We start from the raw sequence: 26,560 nt of genomic DNA, 5'->3' as shown, positions 1-26,560 counted from the left end.
GGTGTCGTCGGCGGAAGGAGGGACACGGTGAGACCAGGTCCACGATCGCTGCCCGCGCTGCTGCGCGCCGTCACCTCGCGGCATCCCGAGCGGGTGGCTCTCACAGGCTCCGGACTCCGGCTGACCTACGGTCAGCTGGAAGCCTGCGTGAGCCGGCTGGCGGCGGACTTCGCCGCCGTCGGCCTGAGGCCGGGCGACCGGGTGGGACTGGGCGTGCGGCGCGGCGCCCTGCCGCTGGTCCTGTCGGCGGCTCTCATGCGGGCCGGCTGCGCCTACGTACCGCTCGATGTGCAACATCCGGTGTCGCGGCTCCAGCACATCGTGGACGGTGCCGGGCTGCGGACGGTGGTCTGCGACGAGGCCGGTCAGACGGCGCTGCGTCCGCTGTCCGTGTCCGCCGTGCTGGTCGAGCCGGACGACGTACGCTCCGCTGCCGAGCTCCCCCCCGTCGAGGCACCGCTGCCGCCCGTGACCGCCGACATGACCGCCTACGTCATGTTCACCTCGGGATCCTCAGGGGTGCCCAAGGGCGTCGCCGTCACGCACGGCAACGTCATGGCCCTGCTGGAGGACGCGCTTCCCCTGTTCGCGTACGGCGACGACGAGTCGTGGCCGTTGATCCACGGGTTCGGATTCGACGTCAGCGTGTGGGAGATGTGGGCCGGCATCGCCGTGGGCGCCCGCCTCGCCGCCCTGGACGGAACGGTCGCCACCAGCCCTCCGTTGCTCGCGGACACCTTGGTGAAGCTCCGCCCCACGCGGCTGCACATCGTGCCGAGCGTCTTTCGCCACCTGGTCGACGCGATGGTCGCGGACTCGCTGAGCATCCATCCGCGCGGCGTCGTCTTCTGCGGCGAGGCGATCGACTACCACGCCATCCGGACCTGGGCGGACGGGATGCCCGACCCCGCGCCACAGTGGGTCAACGTGTACGGGATCACGGAGACGACCGTCTACAACACGATCCACACGGTGACGCCCGGCGAAGTCGAACGGGCCCCCGCGGCCACGCCTGTCGGGCATGCCTACTCGCGCAGTCCCGCGGTGGTACTCGACGCGGACCGGCGACTGATGCCCGTCGGCGAGGCCGGGGAGATCTTCATCGGCGGCCTGCAGGTCTCGCCGGGATACCTCGGCAACGCGGCCCTGACCGCGGAGCGCTTCTCGACAGTCGACGCCCTGCCCGGGCGGTGGTACCGCACCGGCGACCTCGGCTTCGTCACCGAGGACGGCGCACTGCACTGCGCGGGCCGGGCCGACGACCAGATCAAGGTACGAGGCCTGCGTATCGAACTCGGGGAGATCGACTCCGCGTTACGCAGCCTCCCGTGGGTACGGGACGCAGCCGCCGTGGTCGAGCGCCGGCCGCGGGGAGAAGCCGTGATCACGGCCTGCGTGGTGCCTGCGGACGGAACGCCGACGACGAGGCCGGAGGTCGAGACGCTGCGCACCGCCCTGTCCCGTCTGGTGCCCGCGTACATGCTCCCGAACAAAGTCGCCGTTCTCGACCGGTTGCCGCAGAACTCCAACGGCAAGACCGACCGGCGGGCACTGGCCGACATCGCCCGCGCCGGTCCGGCCTCGCGGGAGCCCGACTGACCAGACCGGGGCAGGGTCGATCGGCACGAACCGGAGGAGACCACCATTGTCAGACGACACCACCACGAAACGCCGGGTCCTGTTCGTCCTGGGAAGCGCTCGCGCCCGAGGCACCAGCGAGGCACTGGCTCGGCACGCGGCCGCAACCCTTCCTCCGGAAGTCGACCAGGACTGGAAGCGGTTGGCCGACTTCCCCCTGCCCGACTTCCGCGACCCGGGCGCATCGGAGACCGGCACGTCACCGACCGGCAACGAGCGCGTCCTGCTCGACGCCACGCTCGAGGCAAGCGACGTGGTCATCGTCTCACCCCTGTACTGGTACAGCGTGTCCGCCAGGACGAAGCTGTATCTCGACCACTGGGGCCGCTGGTTGCGTCTCCCCCACGTCGGCTTCCGCAGCCGGATGCGCGGCAAGACGATGTGGGCGGTCACCACGACCGGCGGCGAGGACACGGCGAAGGCCCGGCCACTGCTCGAGTCGCTCCGGCTGACCGCCGGCTATCTGCACATGCCGTGGGGCGGCGACGTGGTGGGGCACAACGACGGCTCCGACGGCGTCCTCGCCTCGACGGACACGCTGGAACGGGCGAGCGGGCTGTTCGCCACCGGATCCGCGCCGCGCCACCCGGGCCCGGCCCGCCGGCCCGACCTCGGCGCCCGGCCGCCCGCCGCACGCGGTGAACGTCATGGTCGCCCGACGGAACGTCCCGCCTACGGGGTGTACGGCTCATGACGCGGTCGAGAACCCTCACGACGGCCCCCGCCCCGTCGGCCTGGACGGTCAGGCCGCTGCCCCGTCCGGACGCCCGGCTCACCCTGGTCTGTTTCCATGCGGCGGCCAGCGGGGCCGCGATGTACCGGAAGTGGCCCGCGCGGCTCCCCGACAGCGTGGACGTCGTACTCGTGCGCATGCCGGGACGCGAGAGCAGACTGGCGGAGGCCCCTCTCGTCGACTTCGGCGACGCGGTGACCGCTCTGGCCGACTCGCTCGCGGACTGCTTCGACCGCCCGTACGCGCTGTTCGGCCACAGCATGGGGGCCCATCTCGCGTTCGCCGTCGCCGCGTCGAGGCTCGCCGTCGGCCTGCGCGCGCCCGAGCACATCTTCGTCAGCGGCACCCGCCCTCCGCATCTCTTCCGGGCACCCCTCGCACCGGACGCCACGTCCGACGAACTGGTCGCCGCTCTCGCCGCCATGGGCGGTACCGACCCGACGCTGCTCGACAACGAGGAGGCCCGCCGGATCATCCTGCGGTCCTTCACCGCTGACTTGCGGATCTGCGCGCGTCTGCCCGTGCCGGATCGTCCACTGGCGTGCCCGCTGTCCGTGTTCGGCGGCGAGGACGACGAAATCGACCGGCGAGAACTGGCGGAGTGGTCGCGCTGGAGCAGCCGGTCCACCCGCGTTCGGATGTTTCCCGGACGGCACTTCTTCGTGAACAACGAATCGGAGGACGACGTCCTTCGTGATATCGCGGACACGCTGGACAAGCATGTCGGCGGTGCGGGAAGGTGAGCATCGAATCAGGATCCGATAACGTCCGTGGTCCCTTATGAAAGATGAGGCTTGGTGGAAAGCGTCAGCGTGCACGAATCCGACAGGGCAGCCGATGGGAATTCGGAAGGCGTACTCATCGACACGGGTGACGGCAAGACCGTCACATGCTCCCGGTTACCGGCCGGACTGGGCGACTCCATCACGAGCATCGACCAGCTGAGGCACAACAAGAAGAACGACGCGACCCTGGGCATCTGGCGGGTCAACGGCACCCGCGGCTCGGCCGTGCTCAAGATCTCCACTCCGCCGCCGCCCGGTGCCCCGGCCGGTTTCTGGCCCACCAGCGACGAACCGACCCACTGGAACTACTGGCGGCGGGAGTCCCTGGCCTACACCACCGACCTCGCCGCCACCGCCTACGCCGAGGCGGGCATCGTGGCACCCGGCCTCCTGGCGGCGGTCGACCGGCCCGATGGCCTCGTCGAGCTGTGGCTGGAGGACGTCGAGGGCCCCGAGGGATTCGACTGGGAGGTTTCCCGCCTGGTCCGCTTCGCCCACGAACTCGGCGTGGGTCAGGCCCGGTGGGCCGGCCGGGTGCCGGACCACCCCTGGCTCTCCCGCCGCTGGCTGGCCCAGTACCTGACCGAGGGGCCGCCCCTGTCCGTGGACATCGAGGACACCTTCTGGGATCACCCGCGGGTCGCCGCCTGGCCCGCCCACGTACGGCAGGGGCTGCGGCGGCTGTGGGTCGAGCGGGACCGTATGCTCGCCGCCGCGGAGGCCACCGAGCGTACCCTGTGCCACCTGGACGTGTGGCCGGCGAACCTCATCGACGGCCAGGGGCGGTCGGTGCTGCTGGACTGGTCGTTCACCGGAGCGGGTGCGGTCGGCGAAGACGTGTCCAACCTCGTCATCGACAGCTTCACCGACGGGCTCATGGACCCCTCGCTGCTGCCGGACGTCACGGAGGGCGTCACGGACGCCTACCTCGACGGGCTGCGCGACGGCGGCTGGACCGGCTCGAAGGACGGTGTCCGCACCGCCATCAAGCTGTGCGGCGCCGCCAAGTACAGCTGGCTGGGTCCGGCCGTCCTCGGCCGTGTCGTACGCGAGGACCTCGGGACCTCCTCGTACAACCGCGACAGTTCCCCGGACGAGGCCGCACGTCGGGTCCTCGGACTCGTCACCCTGATCTCGGACTGGGCGGGCGAGGCCACCGACTGAGCGTGGCCGACCGTGGTGCGCCGGGCCGCGGCGGCGGACCGGCGCACCGGGGGCCCTCCTACCCGGCCCCTGTGTCGGCCAGCAGCGTCCGCAGGTCGTCGAGCACGTCGTCGCGTTCGAGTGCGGAGCTGTCCCGATGCGGGTAGCGGTGACGGCGGACGGGTGCCGCGGAACCGAACATCGAGGCGAGCGGGAAGGAGGGTTCCGTGAGGAACACGTCGACACGGCCCCCGGGGTCCTGGGCCGGGGCCCGGAACGCGGCTAGCAGGAACGCGTTCCAGCGCAGATACCGGTCCAACAGGTCCCTCCTGATCAGGTCGTGGTCGACGGGGTCCGTCTCCGAAGCCCGCAGGAACCGCTCCACCCAGGCCCGCAGGATCTCCTCGATCCGGCCGAGCACGACGTCGGTCGGGCCCGTCAGATCGAGGTCGGAGATCTCGCCGCCCTCCGCGGGACAGCCCAGGCTCGCCCGGATCCGTCCGAGCGTATGCCGTATGTGACCGTCGGTCACCGGCCCCGGATCCACCGCCGCCATCAACTCCACTTGGATGCCCCGTCCGCCGACCTGGTGGGCCACCGGCGCGAGCATCGGGCTCGCGGCGCACGAGGCCACGAGTTTCACCCGGGTCGCGCCCGAGGCCGCGATGTCGTCGGCGAGCGCCGACGCCCTGCGCCCGAGATCCGCCTCCCTGCCGTAGCCGACATCGATGAGGTCCAGCGCAAGAAGGGGCGAGGACACCACACCCGTCAGGGCGCCGGACAGGCTCTGCGACGGGTCCGAGGCGCTGAATTCCAGCAGTACGATCCGCTCTTCGCCGTCCCTCTCGTCGCGGTGTGTCTCGTCGCCGACTTCACTCGACCTCCATTCGTTTTCCATTGCCACTTTCCCTCCACTTCCCTTCTCGGCGGCCCGGGGACCTCTATTGCTTTTCACGGGAATCACGGCGACCTTATCCGTGCACCTGTTTCCGCGCAAGACCCGGAATTACTCACGACGAAACAATTGACGAGGAGGCCCGGTGCATTTCAGTCTTTTCTTCTTCGCCGACAGCGATGCCGCGGCGAACGGCCGTTACGACCTGTTGCTGGACAGCGCGCGGTTCGCCGACGCCAACGGATTCACCGCGGTGTGGACCCCGGAGCGCCACTTCCACCCGTTCGGCGGCCAGTACCCCAACCCGGCGGTCACCGGTGCCGCGTTGGCCACCATCACCGAGAAGGTGGCGATCAGAGCCGGCAGTGTCGTCGCCCCCCTGCACCACCCGCTGCGCATCGCGGAGGAGTGGGCGGTTGTAGACAACCTCTCCGGGGGCCGGGCCGGGGTGTCCTTCGCCTCGGGCTGGCACCCCGTGGACTTCGTGCTCCGGCCCGAGAACTACCAGGACAGCCGCGCGAACATGGTGACGACCGTGGAGGCGGTCCGGCGGCTGTGGCGCGGCGAGGAGATCGAGTTCGTCGACGGCGTCGGCGAGAAGCGCGCTGTGCGGATCTACCCGGCGCCGGTCCAGGCGGAGCTGCCCGTCTGGATCACCTCGGCCGGCTCACCCGACACGTTCGCCACCGCCGGGCGACTGGGCGCGAACGTCCTGACGCACCTCCTCGGTCAGGACCACGCGACGCTGCAGCGGAACACGGCTGCCTACCGCGCGGAGTTAGCCGCCACGCACGGCGAGCAGGCCCACGGCCAGGTCACCCTGATGCTGCACACCCTCATCGGCACGGACCGGCAGGAAGTCCGGCGGCAGGTCCGCAAGCCCCTGAGCGACTACCTGCGCAGCTCGATCGACCTGGTCGTCAAGACCTCGAAGGGGCTGCTGCCGCAAGGCTTCGACGTGAACCGCCTGCCGGAAAAGGACAAGGACTTCCTGGTCGCGAACGCCTTCGAGCGTTACTTCACCACCGGCGGCCTCTTCGGCGCCGTGGAGGACGGAGTCGAGACCGTGCGGCGACTCGCCGCCGCGGGAGTCGACGAGATCGCCTGCCTCATCGATTTCGGGGTGGCGCAGGACGAGGTCCTGCGGTCCCTTCGCCACCTCGGTGAACTCAGCCGCCGCTGCGCCGCGGTGAATCCGCCGTCGCCGCGTAACTGAAGGACAACCCGGTGGCACTAGCGTCACCATGCGTCAGATCAGAACGTCGGAGGGAGTCCGTCATGACCGCGGCGATCAGGGGCATCTGCCTGGATGCCACGGACGACCGCAAGCTCGCCGAGTGGTGGTGCTCCGTGCTCGGCTACCGGCTGAAGCTCGGCACGGCCCACGAGATGAAGGGCAAGTGGCTCGGCTCCATCGAGGACCCCGAGGGCAAGGGACCGTTGATCTGGTTCCAGCAGGTACCGGAAGGCAAGACGGGCAAGAACAGGCTGCACTTCGATCTGCTCGGCGACGTCGACGAGATCCTCGCGCTCGGCGCGAGCGTGGTGACGGCGAGCAGCGAGGAGAACCAGTGGTATGTCCTCGCCGACCCGGAGGGCAACGAGTTCTGCGTCGGAACCGGCGACGGCGTGCTGACGTGACGGCACGACGCGAAGGCTCAGGCGCGGCCTACGGGGGTGCCCGTCCTTGAGCACGTCGCAACCGACGCTCCTCCTCGTCGGGGGGGCCATCGAGGGGGCTGGCACGGAGTGCGTCCGGCTGGCCAAGGAATACGGCTTCCGCGTCGTCGTCACCGAGACCGAGAAGCAGTTGGCCGCGGCATCCGGCGTGGTCGCCCAGGCCGATCTGGCGGTGCCGCTGGACCGTCAGGACGCCGAGGGGCACATCGCCTGGGCGCGTCGGCAGGCCGAGCGCGAGAACATCACCGCCGTCTACGGCTTCCGTGAGTACGCCGTACCGACGACCGCCGCGGTGGCCGACGCATTGGGAGTTCCCGGGAACCCTCCGGCCGCGGCACGACTCGTCCGGGACAAGTACGCCTGCCGCGAGCGGCTGCGGTCCCACGGCTTCAGCCAGCCGCGCGTCGTGCGGTGCTCCTCGGCCGAGGACGCGCGGGACTTCGCCTCGCGTTTCCCCGGCCCCTGGGTGGTCAAGCCAAACAACGCGCACGGCAGCCTCGGGGTCACCGTGGTGCGCGAGAGCGCTGGTTTCGCGGCGGCCGTGGACGCCCTGCCCGCCGCACACCGGGCGTCCTTCCTGGTCGAGGAGTACCAGCGGGGCACGGAGTACAGCGCGGAGGGCGTGTTCATCGGCACCGACCCGCACGTCCTCGTGCTCACCACCAAGTCGCTCCTCCAGGGCACCGTCGTCGAGGAGGAACTCACCATGCCGGCGCCCCTCCCCCAGGACGTGGCCGGCCGGGCCCGCGCCGCGGTGGAGAGTGCCTTGCGTGCCGTTGGGTTGACCTTCGGCGCTTTCCACGTGGAGTTCTGGCTGGACGGTAAGGACATCGTCCTGGGCGAGGTGCACGCGCGTCCCGCGGGCGCACCCGGTGGCAATGGCATGTGGATCCCGATGCTGGAATCGGTGACCGGGGTCAACGTGCACCGGGTCGTCTTCGAGCAACTCCTCGGCCGGGAACCGGATCTGAGCCGGCCACCGCGGGCGGGTGGGGCCACGCTGCGGTGTGTGTTCGCAGCCCCTGGTGTCGTCCAGCCCGGCCTGACAGCAGAGGCGGTCACCGCCGATCCGGCCTGTCTGGGCCTGCACGTGGGGGTCCGGCCCGGCGACCGGGTACCGGAGATCCTCAACACGTCGCACATGCCGGCGGGCCTGGTCGCCGTGGGTGACTCCCCCAAGCATGCCAGTGACAACGCCGCACGGCTGGCGAAACTCCTCTCGCTGACCACCGTGCCCGCCGACCGGGCGTGACGCCACGCGCCGTCACGGCCGGACCGCACCGACCTGCACCGTCGCCGGGTGCGTCCGCGGGACGCGACCGCACCCGGTCCTGCGGCGCACGTACATAACCGCCTCGGAACTCGCGCTGTCTAGCGTCGGTCCGTACCCGGGACCACGAGGCACAGAAAGTGACCGTCGCCTCGGTGGCGACGCTGCCGGCGAGAGAAAAGGTTGAGGTTGGTCGTGGATCGGCGGACGCAAGATCGCAAAGTGCCAGACCCTGGGAGCCATGGGCGGGGTGGATGTGACGGGCCGTCCGGGCATCTCCACCGCGGCCGGCCGACGCACACCGTCGTGAGCGGCCCGGTGCGGGCCGAGCCGGTGGTGCCGAACGCGGCCGAAGAACGCCCGACCGTCCGGAGGACTGCCCTGTGATTGCGGAGGACTTCACCATCGATCGCACCACCCTGCAGCAGTTGCTCGACGCGGACTCGAACCGCTGGGAACGGCTCAACGCCGACTACGTAGCGCGCAAGAGGATCGGCGACGCCTGCCGCGGCCTGGCCCACCGGGCCTTCACGGACCGAGACGAGACCGCGCTCGCCGAACTGCACGACACGCTGGAGCTCGTCTACGAACAGGATTTCCGGGTCACCCCGGTCGACCGCCTGGACCGCGACACACAGCCGGTGCTGCGGGACATCGCCTCCGTCCTGGAGTGCGCCGCGCTCTCGGCCGAACTGGCCGACGTCGACGAGGCTCAGATCAGCGGGTACCCGTACGCCGGCAAGGAGTTCGTGCACTGGCTTAAGCTCCTCGTCGGCGGCCATCCGGCAGCGCGGCACCCCTTCTACCAGGAGTTCATGCCCTCCCGCGTTACCAAGGAGACCTTCCGCTTCTACCTGGCCCAGGAGACCAACCTGGACCCCCGGTTCGACGACATCCTCTCGCTCATGCAGGTCGGCGCATCCCCCGTGGAGAAGATGGAGATCGCCGAGAACCACTGGGACGAGATGGGCAACGGGAAGCCCGAAGAGGTCCACACGACCATGTTCTCCCGGGCACTCGAATCCCTCGACGTGCACGTCGACTACGTACGGGCCAACCTGCTGCCGGAAGCCAAGATATCCGGCAACCTGGCCTGCTGCCTGGCGCTGTCCCGCCGGCACTACTACAGGTCCATCGGCTTCTTCGGAGTCACCGAATACCTGGTGCCGCGGCGGTTCAAACTCGTCGTCGACCGCTGGCTGGAACTCGGATTGCCGCGCGCGGGGATCGTCTACCACGACGCGCACATCAAAATCGATGCCGGGCACGCCTCCGGCTGGTTCAAGAACGTGATCGCGCCGGCCGTCGACGCCGACCCTCGGATCGGCCGGGAGATCGCCCTGGGTGCGCTGATCCGGCTCAACTCCTCCGAGCGCTACCTCGACTCCCTGCTCAAGCACGTCCAGGACAACCTCGCCCTGGCCATTTCCTGACCGTCATTTCCCGAGCGGAGGGACACGCCCCATGGGCCTCAACGAACGCGGCTACCGCATCATCGACCTGCCCGCCGTCACTCCCGAGGTGCGGGAGAGCTTCAACGACCTGAAATTCGACGAGTACATGGGAGACAACCGCTACCGGCGCTTCGCCCAGTTCCGCATGTACCGCTCCGCCGAGAACCGGTGGGAGTTCGACCGCCTCGAACACCGGCCGTACGTGACGTTCTCCAAGTACAACCCCGTCGCAGGGGGCATCCGGCGGCACTACGATCCGATCACGGCGGACTTCACCCCGCACATCAGGGCAGGCGCCGAGGCAGTCCCGCTGGAGACCGGCCGCGCGTGGCAGGTCAACGTCCACCAGTTCCGCATCATTGCCCAGCGGCGTGTGACGTCCGGGGTGATCGTGCCGGAGGGCCCGCACTCGGACGGTCGCGACTATGTGCTGATCGGTGTCTTCTCCCGCCACCAGATCACCGGCGCCGAGATGACTCTCATGCCGCACGGCGGGGGCGAGCCCTTCTACCGCGGCACGGTGAAGGAGGGGCAGGGCGCCCTCCTGGCCGACAGGGAGATGTTCCACCACGTCACGGACATCGAACCCACGGGCGACTACGGCCACCGGGACACCCTCATCGCCACCTGGGTGCCCTGGGAGGACAAGTGGCACGGGGACGACTTCGAGGCACGGGCCCTGGCCGAGGGGTGAGGAGCCGGGGCGCCCCCGACCCACTCTCCGCGTAACCGTCATCGAACCCCGCCCGCCTACCGTCGGCCGTGTGCGACACGGCGTGTTCTCCCTGTTCTCACGGTGGAAGGAGTCCCTGTGACGGTCCATGCGCCCTTGTCCTTCAGCCAGGAGTCGCTATGGCTCACCGAGGAGATTGTGCCCGGTCTCTCGCAGTACCAGATGGTCGTGGTGTTCGAGCTGGGCGGCGAACTCGACCGGGCTCTCCTCGAACGCAGCACCCGTGAGGTCGTGGAACGGCACGAACTCCTGCGGTCCGCCTTCGGCCGCGTCGAGGGCGTCCCCCGTCTGACGCTCCACGAGCTGACGGGGGATGTCCTGGGCTTCGTCGACCTGTCCACCGTTCCGCCCGGGACGGCGGCCGAGGCGGCGCTCATGGCTGTGGTGAGCCGTTGGTACACCGAGCCCTTCGACCTGGCGTCCCCTCCGCTGCTGCGCGGCGAAGTGGTCAGGCTCGCGCCCCGGCGTCATGTGCTGGTGCTGGCGACGCATCACATCGTGGGTGACGAGATGTCGCTCAACATCCTGCAGCGTGAACTGTTCGCATGCTATGAGGCGTTCGCGGCGGGCGCGGAGCCGGCCCTGCCCGAACTGCCGGTCCAGTACGCCGATTTCTCCGCCTGGCAGCGGGATGTCGTCGAGCCCGAACTGGAGACCGGCCTGGCGTACTGGGCCGAGCGCCTGGAGGACCTGCCGACCCTGCCGCTGCCGACGCAGCAGCCACGCCCCCTCGTGCGCAGCTTCACCGCCGCCTGGGCCGACCTCGACATCGACCCCCGGGCGGTGCCAGGCCTCACGCGCCTGGCCCAGGAACGCGACACCAGCCTCTTCACCGTGTTGCTCGCCGCTTACGACCTGCTACTGGCACGGTGGACCGGATCGTCCGAGGTCGTCGTGGGCACACCGGTCGCCGGGCGTCCCGAGCCTGAGCTTGAGAACCTGATCGGCTTCTTCGTCAACAGCGTGGTCCTGCGCACGCGCTGCGAACCGCGGGAGCCGTTCACCGCGCTCCTCGACCGCGTCAAGAGCCACCTCACCGAGGATCTCGCCGCCGAGCACGTCCCCTTCCACCGGGTCGTAGAGCGCGTCCATCCCCCGCGCGACCGCAGCAGCCATCCACTGTTCCAAACCGCATTCCACTCCATCACCGTGGACGACGAGGACGAGTCCGGCACCCTGGGCCCGCTGACCGTCACCGACCGGTCCCAGGAGTTCCTCCGGGCGGCCGACGTCACGACGGAGTTCGACCTCGTCATGGAGGTCGTCGTCGCCATCGAACGGCCGAGGCTCACCCTCCGCTACGCCGCCGAGCTCTTCGCGCCCGAGACGATGGACGATCTGGCCGCGCAGTACGGGCGGCTGCTGGAGGAGATCGCCGCCGACCCCTCCGTTGCTCCGCGCCTGTCGGACCTCCGCGCGCCCCGGGTCCCGTCGGCCCTGCCGGACCGGCGCGAGGAAACCACGTGGGAATCCGTCACGCGGACGGCCCCGGCGGGGGTGGTCACGGCCCAGGTGCTGGCTGTACTGGCCGAGGAGCTGGGTGTCCCCCGAGTCGGTGTGACGGACGACTTCTTCGCCCTGGGAGGGAGTTCCCTCGTCGGGGCCCGCGCCGTCCAGCGGCTGCGGGACGAACTCGGCCTCGCCGTCACCCTCATCGACCTGTTCGACGCCGAGACCCTGGGCGATCTGCTCGCGGTGTGCGGCGTGCCCGACGGACCGGAGGAGCGCCACCCCGATTCCGCACGGCCCCGGCCGGCACGGCTCACCTCCTCGGCCGAACGGCTGTGGGCTCTCAACCGCCAGGCGGGCGACTGGGCAGGCGTCCACAACGTGCCCACTGCCCTTCGGCTGGTCGGCGAGGTGAACGTCGAGGCACTGAGGGCGACGCTGGGCGACCTCGCCGCACGGCACCAACCGTTGCGCACACTCCTGCCGGAGCAGGACGGCGTCGTCCGGCCGGTCTTGCTCGGCGTGGAGCGGGCCGGGCCCGCGTGCGAAGTGAACGTAGTGGAACCCGCCGAGCTCGCCGGGGTGATCCAGGAGGCGGCGGCGAAGAGGTTCGACCTGGAGCGAGAGGTGCCCTGGCGGGCGCACCTCTTCCGGGTGCGGGACGAGTGGCTGCTGCTGCTCGTGCTCCACGCGGTCGCCACGGACGCGTGGTCCACCCGGCCTCTCCTGCACGATCTGACACGGGCCTACGCCGCGAGGGTGGACGGACGGGAACCCTCGTGGGAGCCCCTCCCCCTGCGGTACTCGGACTTCGTCGAGCGGCACCCGGAACTGACCGGCGCCCAGGACGGTACGGACGACCCGCACGCGACGCATCTGGACTACTGGAAGAGGACGCTCGCCGACCTGCCGGAGCACCTCCCGCTGCCCGTCGACCGGCCGCGTCGGGCACGGCCCAGTCTGCGCGGCGCCGCGGTGATCTTCGACGTCCCGCCCGACGTATACCGCGGGCTGTCGGCCCTCGCCTCCAAGCACCGCGCGAACCTCTTCATGGTGCTGCAGGCCGGGCTCGCGGCCCTGCTCACGCGCCACAAGGCCGGTACCGACATCCCGCTCGGGTGCTCGGTCGCCGGGCGCGACGCACGCGCGCTCGACGACCTCGTCGGCTCCTTCGCGAACACGCTGGTGCTGCGCGTCGACACCTCCGGCGCTCCGTCCTTCGAGGAACTCCTGGACAGGGTCCGACGCACCTGTCTGGACGCCTTCGTCCATCAGGACGTCCCCTTCGCCCGCGTCGTCGAGGAGCTCGGGCCGCCGGACGACGCCGGCACGCATCCGTTGTTCCAGGTGTTCTCCAGCATGTGCACCTCGCCCGTGGGGCCGTCCGAGCTTCGGATGCCCGGCCTGCGCGCCGAACTCGCCGAGGCCGGTACCGGTCTGGTGCCGTACGACCTCGCCTTCGAGTTCACCGAGCTGTGCTCGCGGGACTCGCGCGAGCTGTGGGGTGTCGTCGAGTACGCGACCGACCTGTTCGACCGGGACACGGTCAGGCGCCTCGTCGACGAGCTGCTCGGTCTGCTCGGCACGTTCGCGGCGGACCCCGGTGCGTCTGCGGGCCACTGACCTCTCCCCTTCGATCCAGCGGGCGGCCCGCGCCCTCTCCTCCCTGCAAAGGTGGTTCAGCATGACGAATCCGTTCGACGACGAGGACGCCACGTTCCTGGTGCTGCGCAATGCCGAGCTCCAACACTCACTCTGGCCGCGGGACATCGCCGTGCCCGACGGCTGGGAGACGGTCTTCGGACCGCAGTCGCGCCGTGCGTGCCTGACGTACGTCGAGGAGAACTGGGTGGACATGCGACCGCGCAGCCTGGTTGAGGCCACCGGCGGTCGCGGCGACGCGGCGGTGGACGGGGCACGGCGATGACGCTCGCCGGGCCCCGTCCGGCCACCGGTCCCACGATCCGCGCGGGCACCGGTCAGCGCCTCGTCGACGCCACACTGCCGGAGCTGTTCCTCCGCCAGGTGCGTGCCACGCCCGGGGCACCCGCCGTCGTCTGCGGCACGTCCGAGGTGACCTACGCGGATCTCGCCCTGCGGGTGGACCGGCTCGCCGATGGCCTGTGCCGCCTCGGGGTCCGCCCCGGGGACGTCGTCTCGGTAGCCGTTCCCCGCAGCGTCGAGCTGATCGCCGTACTCCTCGCGGTCCTGGACGTCGGCGCCGCCTACCTTCCGCTGGACGCCGACCAGCCAGCCGAGCGCGTGCGTTACCTGCTGACCGACGCCCGGCCCCGGTGCGTGGTCGTGGCTGGCGCGCAGCCGGAGGTCGACGAGGCGGCAGGTGCGCACACCCCGTTGCACCGGCTGCACGATCTGGAGACCGCGGGGGCGCGGGGGACCGAACCGACGTCCAACGGCCACGGTCCCCGTCCCGCCGACACCGCCTACGTCATCTACACCTCGGGTTCCACCGGGCGGCCGAAGGGCGTGGCCGTCTCGCACACCGGCATCGTCAACCACCTGGCGTGGATGCAGCGCCACTTCGGGCTCCGGGCCGACGATCGGGTGCTGCACAAGACACAGCTCGGGTTCGACGTGTCCGTGTGGGAGCTGTTCTGGCCGTTGACCACCGGCGCGGTCCTCGTGGTGGCGGAACCGGGCCTCCACAAGGATCCTGCCGCGCTGGCCCGGCTGATGGCCGAGGAACGGATCACCACGGTCCATTTCGTGCCGTCCATGCTGGACGTCCTCCTCGGCGAGACGTCGCTGTCGGACTGCACGAGTCTGCGCCGGGTCATCACGAGCGGGGAAACCCTCTCGGCCGGGTTGTGCCGGGCCTTCCAGGAGGCCTGCGACGCGCCCCTGCACAACCTGTACGGCCCAACGGAGGCCGCGATCGACGTGACGTCCTGGGAGTGCCCCCGACCCCTGGAGGGCGAGGTCGTCCCCATCGGCAGGCCGGTCGACAACACAGGGATACACGTCCTGGACGAGGCGCTGCGTCCCGTCGGACCGGGCGTGACCGGAGAGCTCTGCGTCACCGGCGTCCAACTCGCCACGGGCTATGTGAACAGCCCGGGGCTCACCGCCGAGCGCTTCGTTGCCTGCCCCTTCGGCGACCCCGGACAGCGGATGTACCGGACCGGTGACCTCGCCTGGTGGAACCGGGACGGAGACCTGGAGTACCTGGGGCGCTCCGACGACCAGGTGAAGATCAACGGCGTACGTGTCGAGGTGGCGGAGGTGGAGGCCGCGCTAATGCGCCACCCTGCGGTCCGGCGGGCCGCGGTGGTGGTGGACGGCCCGCCGGACGCTCGTCGGCTGACGGCCCAGCTCACTCTGGACAGCCGGGTCGCTCCCGGCGCCGACCGACTAGTGCGGCTGCTCGAATTGCCGGAGGAGTCGCGTCCTCGGGTCGTCACGCTCGCGCCGCGCCTGCCCGTGTGCGTCCACCAGGAGTCCGAGGCGCGTTTCATGTTCCGCGAGATCTTCGAGGACGAGGTGTATGTGCAGCAGGGGGTGACCGTGCCGGACGGCGGCTGCGTCCTCGACGTGGGTGCCAACATCGGCCTGTTCACCCTCTTCGTCGGCCTGCAGGCGCCGGACGTGCGCGTCTATGCCTGCGAACCGGTGCCCGAGGTGTTCGACGTCCTGCGCCGCAACGTGAATCTCCACGGGGTCGACGCCGTGCTCCTGCCCTACGCGCTCGCCGACGAGCCGAGGGAGTCCGCTGACTTCACGTACTACCCGGGCGTCTCGATCATCTCCGGCCGGTACGCGAGTACGGCGGCCGACGGCGCGGTGCTGAGCGACTATCTCCGGGGCGAACTCGCCACCGGCGGGGAGGCCGACACGGGGGTTGGCGACGCCGTAGGCGACCTGGTGGAGGACCGGCTGCGGGCACGCCGTCTCACGGTCCCCGTCAGGACGGCCTCCCAGATCATCGACGAGGAGGACATCGACCGGGTCTCGCTCCTGAAGATCGATGCCGAGCGCAGCGAACTCGACGTGCTCGCCGGCATCGAGGACCGGCACTGGGCTCTGATCGACCAGGTGTGCCTGGAGGTGCACGACAGCGACGGCCGCCCCGACCGGGTCCGTGCTCTGCTGACCGCCCAGGGGTTCGAGGTCCGTGCGAGACGCCCGGCGGACGACAACCTGGGAGACCTCGTCACCTTCTACGCGGTGCGCCCCGGCGGGGCGTCCGCCGGGGCACAGCCCCGGCCCGCGGCCCGCCCCCGGTCGGCGTTTCTCGACGAACTGCTGACGGAGATCCGTGACAAGGCGGCGCAGGTGCTCCCCCTGTCGATGCTTCCCTCGCAGATGACCGCGGTCTCCCGGCTGCCCCTCACCGCCAACGGCAAGCTCGACCGTGCCCGCCTCATGACTGCGTCGCCCGCGACGCGGCCGGAGTCCGCCCGAACGGCGACGACCGAGCGGGAGCGCGTGCTGTGCGCGCTGATCGCGGAAATCGTCGGCGTCTCCCGCGTGCAGGTTGACGACAACATCTTCGGGATCGGCGGCACCTCTCTGACCGCCGTCAAGTTGACGGCGGCCATCTGCAAGCGGTTCGGCGTCCCGTTCAAGTTCCGCATGGTCGTGGACAGTCCGACCGCGGCCGGTCTCGCACGGCGGCTGGACGAGCTGCTCGCAGTGCAGGGCTGACGCCACCCGATCCCGCCCCTCCCCTCCACGGACGTGAACCCATGCGACAGTCGCTGCCCACCCCCACATCGGGGCGCCAGGTGACCTGTGCCCCGCTGCCCGACCTCTTCGAGTCCCAAGTGCGGCGCACGCCGGACGCGGAGGCGGTCGTCTGCGGGAACGAGACCCTGTCGTACACGGAACTGAACGCACGAGCCAACCGGTTGGCCCACCGGCTCGTCGGCCAGGGCATCGCGGTGGGCGATGTCGTGGCGGTGGCCATGTCCCGCACTGCGGAGTTCGTCGTCTCGGTGCTGGCCGTGCTCAAGGCCGGTGCCGGCTATCTGTCCGTGGATCTGGGCTATCCGGATGAACGCATCACCCACATGCTGGAGGACTCGGCTCCGTCCCTGGTCATCACGGACACGGTGGGCGTGAGCGGCCTACCCGGCATGGCGGCGCCCCGCCTCGTCGTGGACGATCCCACGGTTCGCGCGCGGGTCGACGCATGTCCCGCGACCGACCTGCGCGACGAGGACCGCAACGGCACCCTCGACGTGCTCGACCTCGCCTACGTCGTCTACACCTCGGGCTCGACGGGACGGCCCAAGCCCGTCCACACCGTCCACCGGGGACTCGCCCACCTCGTCCACCAACACAGACGTACCCTGCGCGTCGGCGTGGGATGCAGGGTGCTGCAGTTCGCCTCACCGAGCTTCGACGCGTTCGTGTCCGAGTTCTGCACCGCCCTGCTGACCGGCGCGGCTCTGGTGCTGCCCGGCACGGCGGCGCCGCTCGACGGGGACCGGCTCGTGCGACTGCTGGCCGACGAGAACGTCACCCACGCCATCCTGCCGCCGGCCCTCGTCGCCGAGCTCCCCGGGACCCCGCTGCCGCACGGTCTGTGTCTGGTGGTGGCCGGCGAGGCCTGCCCGAGCGAGGTCGTGCGGCGCTACGCCGCCCGCGGCCCTCTGTTCAACGCCTACGGCCCGTCCGAGTCGACGGTCTGCGCCACCATCAGCGAACCGCTGTCGGGCGCCAGCCCGGGCACACCACCGATCGGCCGGCCGATCTCGGGCACGGATGTTCACGTCCTCGACGCGTGGCTGCGCCCCGTGCCGCGGGGAACGGCCGGGGAGGTGTACATCTCCGGCGCCGGTCTGGCCCGCGGGTACGGCCGGCGCCCCGCCCTGACGGCGGAGCGGTTCGTCGCGTGCCCCTTCGGCCCCGCGGGCGCCCGGATGTACCGCACCGGGGACGTCGCCCGCTGGAACGCCGAAGGCGGGCTGGAGTTCGTCGGTCGAGTCGACGACCAGGTGAAGATCCGCGGGTTCCGGGTGGAACCCGGTGAGGTCGAGACGGTGTTGGCGCGGCACGGCGGGGTGGAGCGGGCCGTGGTGGTGGCACGCGAGGACCAGCCCGGTGACAAACGCCTGGTCGCGTACGTCGTACCGCGGCACGGCGAACAGGTGGCGGACTGGTCGGACCTCTACGACGAACACTATGGCGCGAACGGCTCCCTGCCGCTGGGCACCGACTTCCGCGGCTGGAACAGGAGCTACGACGGCCGACCGCTCCCGGTGCGGGAGATGTCGGCCTGGCGTGACGCGACCGTGGAGCGCATCAGGGATCTCGGCCCGCGGCGGGTGCTGGAGGTCGGAGTAGGGAACGGACTGCTCCTCGCCCCGCTGGCGCCCTCGTGCGAGGAGTACTGGGGCACCGACCTGTCCGCCGTCGCCGTGGAGAGGCTGGGCGCGCAGGTGACGGCCGACCCGGAGCTGGCGGCCAGGGTGCTGCTGAGGGCCCAGGGGGCGGACGACGACGAGGGAATCCCCGAGGAGTACTTCGACACGGTGGTGATCAACTCCGTCGTCCAGTACTTCCCGGACCTCGCCTACCTCGAGCGGGTGCTGGACCTGGCGCTGCGCTCCCTGGTCCCCGGTGGCCATCTGTTCCTCGGCGATGTACGCAACCTCCGGCTGCTGGGTGCCTTCCACGCGGGGGTCCTTCTGGCGCGGGGTGTCGAGGCGGGCCGCGAGCGAGAACTCCCGGACCTGCTGCGCGGTGCCATGGACGGGGAGCGTGAACTGCTGGTCGACCCCGCCTACTTCGCGGACTACCGCCGCCGGGCCCCGGTGGATCTCGTCTGCTCGCGGGTGAAGGACGATGCTCATCGCAACGAGCTCACCGGCTACCGCTACGACGTGGTGCTGCGCAGGGCCGCGACCGGCAGCCGCGCCGGCGAAGGGACGGGCAGCGCGCGCGACGCCGGACCGGACGGCGCCCAGGTCCTGACCTGGGGCCAAGACGTGCGGACCCTGGAGGAGTTGGCGCGGCGGCTGCGGTCCAGGTCAGCGTCCCGCGCGCACGTGGTCGGGGTGCCGAACGGCCGTGTCGCCGGTGACCTCGCCGCACAGCAGGCGATCCTGGCCGGCCGACCGCTCGACGCCGCACGCGACAGCGCCGCCCGGGAGACAGCGGACGGGCGGACGGTGGACCCCCGGGCGCTGTACGACCTCGGGCGCGAGAGCGACTACGACGCCACCGTGAGCTGGTCGCGGAGCGCCGCGGACGGTTGCCTCGACGTCCGGTTCACGCGGCGCCGCGGCGGCCCGCTCCCCCGGCCGCCGCTGGTGGAGACCGAGCCGGCGGAGGCGACGGACACCGCGGTCACCGCCTATGCGAACGTGCCCGCCCGCGCGGCCGGGGCAGGGACCTTGGCGCTCAGTCTGAGGCGCCATGCCGCCCGTACGCTGCCCACGTTCATGGTGCCCAACGCCGTCGTCGTCCTGGACGAGCTGCCCCTGTCGCCCCACGGCAAGGTCGACCGCCGGGCCCTGCCCGCCCCGGATGCCGGCCCGGTGGGCGCCGCCGTGCCGGGACGCGGCCCGCAAACGCCGTGGGAGGAGATCCTGTGCGGGCTGTTCGCGCAGGTTCTCGGTCTCGACGGCGTGGGGCCGGACGACGGTTTCTTCGACCTCGGGGGCCATTCGCTGCTGGCTATGAAGCTGATCGGGCGTGTCCGGACGGCCCTGGGGGCGGAGCTGGATCTGAGCACTCTGTTCGACCACCCGACCCCCGCCCTGCTGGCGACCCGGCTGGACACGTCGCGCCGGGGCCGTGCACCGCTCGTTCGCGCGGAGCGGCGGCCCGAGCGCATCCCCCTTTCCTTCGCCCAGCAGCGCCTGTGGTTCACCGACCAGCTGCGCGGGCCGAACCGCGCGTACAACGTCCCCTACGTCGCCCGCCTGACCGGCCCGTTGGACCTCGTCGCCCTGCGGGCCGCGTTCCGTGACCTGGTGGCACGGCATGAGACCCTGCGCACGGTCCTTCCCTCGATCGACGGCAGGCCGTACCAGTGCATCCTGTCGGTCGACGCGGCCGCACCGGCCGTGCCGGTGCGCGCGGTCGGCGAGGCCGACCGCGCGGCGGCTGTCGAGGAGGCCGTCGGGCGCACCTTCGACCTGTCGCGCGACGCACCACTCAGGGTCACTGTGCTGCGGCTGGGACCCGACGAGCACGTCCTGGTGCTGGTGATGCATCACATCGCCACGGACGGATGGTCGGTGGGGCTGCTGACGCGTGATCTGTCGGCCGCGTACGCCGCACGCCGCGCCGGCTCGCCTCCCGCCTGGCGGGAGCTCCCCGTCCAGTACGCGGACTACGCCCTGCGCCGGGGTGAGCCGCTCGACGAGGAGGCGGCCGACCGGATCGAGGAGTGGCGGTCCGTCCTGGACGGTCTGCCGGAGGAACTGGCGCTGCCGTGGGACCGGCCGCGGTCCGCCGTCGCGGGCCTGCGCGGGGAGACGCTGGAGTTCCGGATCGGTGCGCGGCTCCACGAGGACCTTGGCAGGCTGGCACGGGACCACCAGGCCACCTTGTTCATGGTGCTGCACGCGGGCCTCGCCGCGCTGCTCGGCCGCCTGGGTGCCGGAACCGACATCCCCATCGGCACAGCGGTCGCGGGCCGCGACGACGAATCGCTCGATGAACTCGTCGGATTCTTCGTCAACAGTCTCGTCCTGCGGGTCGACGCCTCAGGCGACCCGGGCTTCGCCCAGTTCCTGGAGCGGGTACGCGACACCGACCTGGCGGCCTTCTCGCGGCAGGACGTGCCGTTCGACCGTCTGGTCGAGCTGATCAACCCGGCCCGCTCCGCGTCGCGCCACCCGCTGTTCCAGGTCATGCTCGCGCTCGACAGCAATCCCCCGGCCGCGCTATGTCTCGAAGGGCTGGACGTCACGCCCCGGCAGGTGGAGCCGGGCGAGTGCAAATTCGATCTGGCCCTCGAACTCAGGGAGGAGCAGGACCCCGAGGGCAGGCCCGCCGGGCTGACCGCCCGGTGGCAGTACGCGGCCGACCTGTTCGACCGGCCCACGGTGCAGGCGCTGACGGAACGGTTCCTCCAAGTGCTCCGGTCGGTGGTCGAGGCCCCGGAGCGTCCCCTGGGCGCGTGCGACGTCCTGCTCCCCGGCGAGCGGGACCGGCTGCTGGGCGACTGGAGCGGCGCGCACCGTCGGGTGCCCGCGGCGACCGTACCCCGCTTGTTCGAGGCGCAGGCGCGCAGGACGCCACGGGCCGCGGCCGTGGTCTTCGGCGACAAGGTGCTGTCCTACGCGGAGCTGAACGCCCGCGCGGACGCCCTGGCCCACCAACTGGCCCACCGGGGAGTGACCCTCGAATCACGGGTGGGCGTCTTCCTGCCGCGCTCCGCCGACCTGGTGGTGGCGCTGCTGGGTGTCCTCAAGGCCGGCGGTGTGTCCGTGCCTCTGGACCCGGAGTATCCGGCCCGGCGGCTGACGGACATACTCGCTGACGCCCGGCCCGTGTGCGTCGTGACCGGACGGACGTCGTGCGAACGGCTCACCTCCATCGCCTCCGCGGTCCCGCACGGTGGGCTTCCCGCCTCGCATCCGGCGTCCGCGGCCGTCAGGGACCCACTGATGATCGACGAGACGCCCCTCGCGTGCGCCGCGGAGGACTGCCGTGACGACGCCCCCCACGCGTGCGCGCCACCGGTGCTCGACCCGGCGCACGCGGCCTATGTCATCTACACGTCCGGCTCCACGGGTCGTCCCAAGGGCGTCACGGTCACGCATCAGGCGGTGGTCGAGCTCTTCGCGGCGAACGAGGATCTCGTCCGGAGCTCCGGCGGGCGGCAGCTACGGGTGGCCTTGACCAGTTCGCTGTGTTTCGACGCCTCGTGGGACCAGCTGATGTGCCTGTTCTACGGCCACGCCCTGCACGTCATGGACGAAGGAACCATGGCGGATCCGGCGCTGCTCGCGAAGGAGATCGTCCGCAGGGGGATCGATTTCGTCAACACCACTCCGTCGCACATGGAGGTCCTGCTCCAGGAGGGGCTCCTCGACGACGCGCACCGACGACCCCGGCGGATCGTGGTCGGCGGGGAGGCACCCGGCCCGCGTCTGTGGGAGCGGCTGTGCTCGGTGCCTGGAGTGACGGCGTACAACGCCTACGGGCCCACGGAATGCACGGTGGACGCGGTCAGGGCCGAGGTGTCGGACACGGCGTCACCGGTGCTCGGTCGTCCCCTGCTCAACACACGGGCCTTCGTGCTGGACTCGCGACTCGCGTTGGTACCGCCCGGAGTCGTGGGAGAGCTCCATCTGGCGGGCTCCGGCCTGGCCCGTGGGTACCTCGGGGCGCCAGCGATGACCGCACAGCGGTTCGTCGCCTGCCCGTTCGGGCCGCCGGGCTCTCGGATGTATCGCACGGGCGACCTGGTGCGCTGGACGCGGCAGGGGCGGCTGGAGTTCGTCGGGCGTGCGGACGAGCAGGTCAAGGTCCGCGGCTACCGGATCGAGCTGGCCGAGGTCGAGGCCGCGCTGACGTCGGATCCCTCGGTGGCCCGGGCGCTGGCGTCTGTCCAACCCGACCGGTTGGGCAACCCGCGGCTCGTGGCCCACGTGGTGCCGGCGGACGGCGCGACCGCAGCCACCCGGGCCGCCGAGTGGCCCGCGGACGGCGGCCGGGACGGCGAGGTGGACACCCCTTATGTGGACACCCCACGGCTGCGCCGTTTCGTCGCCGACGTTCTGCCCGGTTACATGGTGCCCACGGTCGTGGTGCCGGTCCGAGCGCTGCCGACGACCCCCAGCGGAAAGCTGGACCGCCAGCTCCTTGCCGTCCCCGACGAGGGCGCCGTGACCTCCGGTCGTGCTCCCCGGACAGCCTGGCAGGAGGTGCTGTGCGGTCTGTTCGGCCAGGTGCTGGGGGTGGACCGGGTCGCGGTCGACCTGAGCTTCTTCGACCAGGGCGGCCACTCGCTGCTGGCGGCGCGCCTCACCGCCCTGGTGCGGTCTTCCCTGGGCGTGCCCATGGAGGTCCGCGACCTGTTCGAGGCGCCGACCGTGGAGGCACTGGCCGCGCGCCTGGAGTCGGCGGGAGCGACCGGAGCCGAGCGGCCGGGGGTACGCGAGCGCCTGACCCGGGTCCGCGGCGGCGAGCGGCGCCTCGTGTCGTACGCCCAGCGCCGGTTGTGGCTGCTCGACCAGTTCGAGGGGCCCAACGCGCTGTACAACGTCCCGTTGGTCTTCCGGCTGTCCGGTCCCCTCGACCGGGACGCGCTGGCGTCGGCCTTCGGTGACGTGGTGAGGCGTCATAAGGCTCTGCGAGTGGTTCTATCGGAGGAAGAGGGAGAGCTCCTGCAAGTGCCGCTCCCCATGGAATCCCTCGGGGGACGGTTCACCATTGAGGACGTGCCCGAGGGCGAGTTGGGCGCCTGTATCGCGCAGTCGGTTGCCCACGAGTTCGACCTCGATCGAGAAGCGCCGTACCGGGTCCGGCTCCTGAGGCTGGGCGCCCGGGACCATGTATGCGTAGCCGTGATGCATCACATCGCCTTCGACGGCCACTCGGCCGGTCCCCTGCTGCGTGACCTGTCGGCGGCGTACGCCGCCCGGCACGCCGGTCACGCACCGCGGTGGGAGGAACCCGCCGTCGGGTACGCCGACTTCGCGATATGGCAGCGCAGGGTGCTGGGTGACGTAGAGGATCCCGAGAGCCTCATCGCACGCCAACTGGCCTACTGGCGGCGCAGGCTCGACGGCCTGCCGGCGCAGCTGCCCCTGCCCTACGACCGGGCCCGCCCGTCCCTGCCGACTCGCCGCGCCGCGGAGGCCCGGTTCACCGTCGACACCGACCAGGGCGAGCGGCTCCTCGAGGTGGCCCAGTCGTCCGGGGCCACGCTGTTCATGGTCCTGCACGCGGCGGTAGCGGTCATGCTCTCCTGGAGCGGGGCTGGCGACGACGTGGTGTTAGGAACCGTGGCGGCGGGGCGGTCGGACCCGAAGCTCGACGACGTCGTCGGCTTCTTCGTGAACAACCTGGTGCTGCGGACCGATCTGTCGGACGAGCCGAGCCTCGCCGACTTCCTGCGCAGGGTCCGCGACGTCGTCCTCGGCGCGTTCGCGCACCAGGACGTCCCCTTCGACGTCCTCGTCGACACCCTGCGGCCGGAGCGGGTGGAGGGGCGCAACCCGCTGTTCCAGGTGGCTCTGACCTTCGAACGAGAGGAGGATTCAGCCACATTGGATCTTCCCGGCGTGCGGGTGACGGCGCTCCCCCAGGAACAAGCCGTGGCGAAGTTCGACCTGACCATCGTTACGACGCTCAAGGCGGACGGCGGCCTGGCGGGCAGCATCGCGTACGCCGTCGACCTGTTCGACCACTCTACCGTCGAGTCGATGTGCCGTCGGCTCGAAGCCGTGCTGCGGATGTTTGCTACGGATCCCCTCCGGTCCGTACCGCGGCCGGAGACCAAGCCCATCTCGCAGTCCGTGTGATGACCTCTGACCCTAAGGAGTGGCACATGCCGCGTACCGGTACTCGCACCTCCGTCCTCGCCGCGACCACAGCCCTGATCCTCGGCCTGCTGGGCTCCGCCGCAGGGACGGCCGACGCCGCGACGCCGGCGGACGCCTGTCCGCAGAGCGTGGTCTGCTTATATCCCCAGGCCAACTACCAAGGAACGGTGGAGATCATGGACTTCGTCGCCACGCCGGGGTGCCGGTCCACGATCCCGGCACGCTCAGTGATCAACAACAGCGCCTATCCCGTGGGTCTTTACGTGGACACCGAGTGCACCCAGTACCTCGACCAGGTGGAAGCCGGCGGGAAGCGCGCCTCCCTCATCGCGAGCGTCGTAACTGCCGAGTAGCTTGCGCGGCCGACCGGCAGGCGCCCCCTGTGACCTCCGCGCAGGGGGCGCGTCCACTCTGGCACTGCGCCTAGTAGTGCTTCGCCAGGGCCGAAGCGAAGACGTTGAGAGTCGTCGTCTGCTGATGGTCTCCGGTGGTCCGGTATCGGCGTGCTTCGGGCATACCCACCTCACCCACGTTGTTCGCCGTGGTCGAACACCAGGAGCCAAGACACCACTATGACTGCAACCACCTGCGACGCCATCGTCATCGGGGCCGGCGTGATCGGCTGCTCCGTCGCATACGCGCTGGCGGCTGACGGTCTGCGAGTGCACGTTGTCGACCGCGGTCCCACCGCCGGCCACGGCTCCACCAGCGCCTCCTCCGCGGTCGTCCGTTTCAACTACTCGACGTGGGCGGGAGTGGCCTCCGCCTGGGAGAGCCGCCACGTCTGGGAGCGGTGGGAGGAGCACCTCGGCGGGTCGGACAAAGCCGGCCTGGCCCGGTTCGTACGTACCGGCGGACTCACGCTGGACTCCCCCGGGCAGGACGGCGGGCGGGTGCGAGCCCTCTTCGACAGGGCAGATGTGCCTTATGAGGAATGGGACTCGAAGACGATTCGGCGCCGGATGCCGTTGCTCGATCCCGGGCGGTACTACCCGCCGAAGGCGATCAGCGATGAGGCGTTCTGGGCTGACCCAGACGGGGAGCTGACCGGTCACTGGTCTTCCGAGTCCGGTTTTGTCGACGACCCCGCACTCGCCGCCCGGAACCTGATGACAGCAGCCCGCCGACACCGGGCCTTGTTCGACTTCCGCACCGCCGTGACACATGTCCGACGCAGGTCCGACCGCGTGCGAGGAGTGAATCTGTCTGACGGGCGCCGTATCGACGCGCCACTCGTGGTCAACGTGGCCGGCCCGCACTCCGCCGTCGTCAACGCCCTGGCTGGCGTGGGAGACGACTTCGCCGTACGGACCCGGCCGTTGCGCCAAGAGGTGCACGAAGTACGTGCCCCGCAGCGCTACCACAGCTATGGCGTCGGCCCGCTGGTTGCCGACCCGGATCTTGGCGTCTACTTCCGCGGCACGCCCAGCGGCGGACTCCTCATCGGTGGAACCGAACCGGACTGCGACCCTCTGCAGTGGCTGGACGATCCCGATGCGTACGCCCCTCTCCCATCCCGGGAGATCTACGAGGCGCAGCTGTACCGCGCCGCACGCCGCGTCTCCGAGCTGAAGGTCCCTGCCAGGCCGTGTGGCATCGTCGGTGTGTACGACGTGAGCGACGACTGGGTCCCTATCTACGACAGGACGGAGCTCGACGGCTTCTACGTGGCCATCGGGACAAGCGGCAACCAGTTCAAGAATGCCCCGCTGGTCGGCCGGTACGTCGCCGCCATCGTCGCGGCGTGCGAGAACGGCCGTGATCATGACATCGACCCGGTCCGGCTGACGCTGCCGTACACGGGGCATGAGGTGGACCTTTCACACTACAGCCGCAAGCGTCGTGTGAACCGCGACAGCAGTTTCACAGTGATGGGGTGAACCGGTGCCGCTGCGCCTCGCACTTCCTCGCCGAGCACAGGCATGACCCTTAAGTCGCACCCAAACGGTGAGGCGGCACCATAGCCAAGGGTGACCCACGTACAGAAGCGTGCGCGCGCCCCGGACATCGAGGTGGTCGGTCGCGACGAAGACAGCGCAGAGACCGGCAGGTCCCGACGGTCAAATAGGGAGAGCCTGACCACCACCGCCGCATCAAGTCTGTGCCGCGCACAAGCGCCCATGCCCGTTCACGGCAGCCTTCACCGCCGCACGGGGGTTCAGTCCGGCGCGTCCAGCGACACCCGAGAGGGCGCCATTGGCAGCTGTCTCGACATGCCGCGCGAGCAATGTCACCCATCCCGGCCCCGGGCACGGCTCGCTGGAGGACGCACCATCGGTGCTCAAGGTCAGCCAGAGCAGGCCGACA

General features: G+C 70.6%; 16 protein-coding genes. 15 read left to right on the top strand and 1 reads right to left on the bottom strand.

The window, feature by feature from the left end; translation table 11 throughout:
• The first annotated feature begins 27 nt into the window (after positions 1 to 27).
• The 4 genes from BMZ82_RS25170 (at position 28) to BMZ82_RS25155 (ending at position 4,320) form a co-directional block, all read left to right on the top strand.
• The gene (locus BMZ82_RS25170) at positions 28 to 1,599 is read left to right on the top strand and encodes an amino acid adenylation domain-containing protein (protein WP_177244652.1); all 1,572 of its coding nucleotides are present in this window, start codon (positions 28 to 30) and stop codon (positions 1,597 to 1,599) included.
• 46 nt (positions 1,600 to 1,645) lie between these two features.
• Positions 1,646 to 2,332 carry an NAD(P)H-dependent oxidoreductase gene (locus tag BMZ82_RS25165; protein WP_093779560.1) on the top strand — a complete coding sequence of 229 codons (687 nt, stop codon included), beginning with the start codon at positions 1,646 to 1,648 and terminating at the stop codon, positions 2,330 to 2,332.
• The gene (locus BMZ82_RS25160; RefSeq protein ID WP_093779558.1) at positions 2,329 to 3,114 is read left to right on the top strand and encodes a thioesterase II family protein; all 786 of its coding nucleotides are present in this window, start codon (positions 2,329 to 2,331) and stop codon (positions 3,112 to 3,114) included. Before BMZ82_RS25165 ends, BMZ82_RS25160 begins: the two co-directional genes overlap by 4 nt.
• A 69-nt stretch (positions 3,115 to 3,183) precedes the next feature.
• Positions 3,184 to 4,320 carry a hypothetical protein gene (locus BMZ82_RS25155; RefSeq protein WP_143098904.1) on the top strand — a complete coding sequence of 379 codons (1,137 nt, stop codon included), beginning with the start codon at positions 3,184 to 3,186 and terminating at the stop codon, positions 4,318 to 4,320.
• Between the two features lie 58 nt (positions 4,321 to 4,378).
• On the opposite strand, the gene BMZ82_RS25150 is transcribed toward BMZ82_RS25155, so the two are convergent.
• Positions 4,379 to 5,197 (bottom strand): hypothetical protein, encoded by an 819-nt coding sequence (locus BMZ82_RS25150; protein ID WP_093779554.1) that lies wholly within the window; start codon positions 5,195 to 5,197, stop codon positions 4,379 to 4,381.
• Between the two features lie 142 nt (positions 5,198 to 5,339).
• Between BMZ82_RS25150 and BMZ82_RS25145 the strand changes: the two genes are divergently transcribed.
• From BMZ82_RS25145 to BMZ82_RS25095, 11 genes are all read left to right on the top strand, one after another.
• Positions 5,340 to 6,410: a MupA/Atu3671 family FMN-dependent luciferase-like monooxygenase gene (locus tag BMZ82_RS25145; protein ID WP_093779553.1), complete on the top strand. Its 1,071-nt coding sequence runs from the start codon at positions 5,340 to 5,342 to the stop codon at positions 6,408 to 6,410.
• Positions 6,411 to 6,472: 62 nt separating this feature from the next.
• Positions 6,473 to 6,835, top strand: coding sequence for a VOC family protein (locus tag BMZ82_RS25140; protein ID WP_093779551.1), 363 nt, complete (start codon positions 6,473 to 6,475; stop codon positions 6,833 to 6,835).
• Between the two features lie 46 nt (positions 6,836 to 6,881).
• Positions 6,882 to 8,126 (top strand): ATP-grasp domain-containing protein, encoded by a 1,245-nt coding sequence (locus BMZ82_RS25135; protein ID WP_093779549.1) that lies wholly within the window; start codon positions 6,882 to 6,884, stop codon positions 8,124 to 8,126.
• A 401-nt stretch (positions 8,127 to 8,527) separates the two neighbouring features.
• A complete protein-coding gene (locus BMZ82_RS25130; RefSeq protein WP_093779547.1) occupies positions 8,528 to 9,577 on the top strand; it encodes an iron-containing redox enzyme family protein in 1,050 nt (349 codons plus the stop codon).
• 31 nt (positions 9,578 to 9,608) lie between these two features.
• Entirely contained in the window at positions 9,609 to 10,292 is a 684-nt protein-coding gene (locus BMZ82_RS25125; protein ID WP_093779545.1) for a 2OG-Fe dioxygenase family protein, read from the top strand.
• 117 nt (positions 10,293 to 10,409) lie between these two features.
• A complete protein-coding gene (locus BMZ82_RS25120; protein ID WP_177244651.1) occupies positions 10,410 to 13,403 on the top strand; it encodes a condensation domain-containing protein in 2,994 nt (997 codons plus the stop codon).
• Positions 13,404 to 13,464: 61 nt separating this feature from the next.
• The gene (locus BMZ82_RS25115) at positions 13,465 to 13,707 is read left to right on the top strand and encodes an MbtH family protein (protein ID WP_093779541.1); all 243 of its coding nucleotides are present in this window, start codon (positions 13,465 to 13,467) and stop codon (positions 13,705 to 13,707) included.
• A complete protein-coding gene (locus tag BMZ82_RS25110; protein WP_093779539.1) occupies positions 13,704 to 16,445 on the top strand; it encodes an amino acid adenylation domain-containing protein in 2,742 nt (913 codons plus the stop codon). Before BMZ82_RS25115 ends, BMZ82_RS25110 begins: the two co-directional genes overlap by 4 nt.
• A 41-nt stretch (positions 16,446 to 16,486) precedes the next feature.
• Entirely contained in the window at positions 16,487 to 24,232 is a 7,746-nt protein-coding gene (locus BMZ82_RS25105) for a non-ribosomal peptide synthetase (RefSeq protein ID WP_093779537.1), read from the top strand.
• A gap of 26 nt (positions 24,233 to 24,258) precedes the next feature.
• Positions 24,259 to 24,606 carry a peptidase inhibitor family I36 protein gene (locus tag BMZ82_RS25100; protein WP_093779620.1) on the top strand — a complete coding sequence of 116 codons (348 nt, stop codon included), beginning with the start codon at positions 24,259 to 24,261 and terminating at the stop codon, positions 24,604 to 24,606.
• 219 nt (positions 24,607 to 24,825) lie between these two features.
• Complete coding sequence (locus tag BMZ82_RS25095; RefSeq protein WP_093779535.1) at positions 24,826 to 26,133, top strand: NAD(P)/FAD-dependent oxidoreductase; 1,308 nt, start codon at positions 24,826 to 24,828, stop codon at positions 26,131 to 26,133.
• Positions 26,134 to 26,560: the final 427 nt, after the last annotated feature.

The organism is Streptomyces sp. yr375, assembly GCF_900110755.1.
Taxonomy (GTDB): Bacteria; Actinomycetota; Actinomycetes; order Streptomycetales; family Streptomycetaceae; genus Streptomyces.
This window is presented reverse-complemented; position numbering and strand designations above follow the sequence as displayed.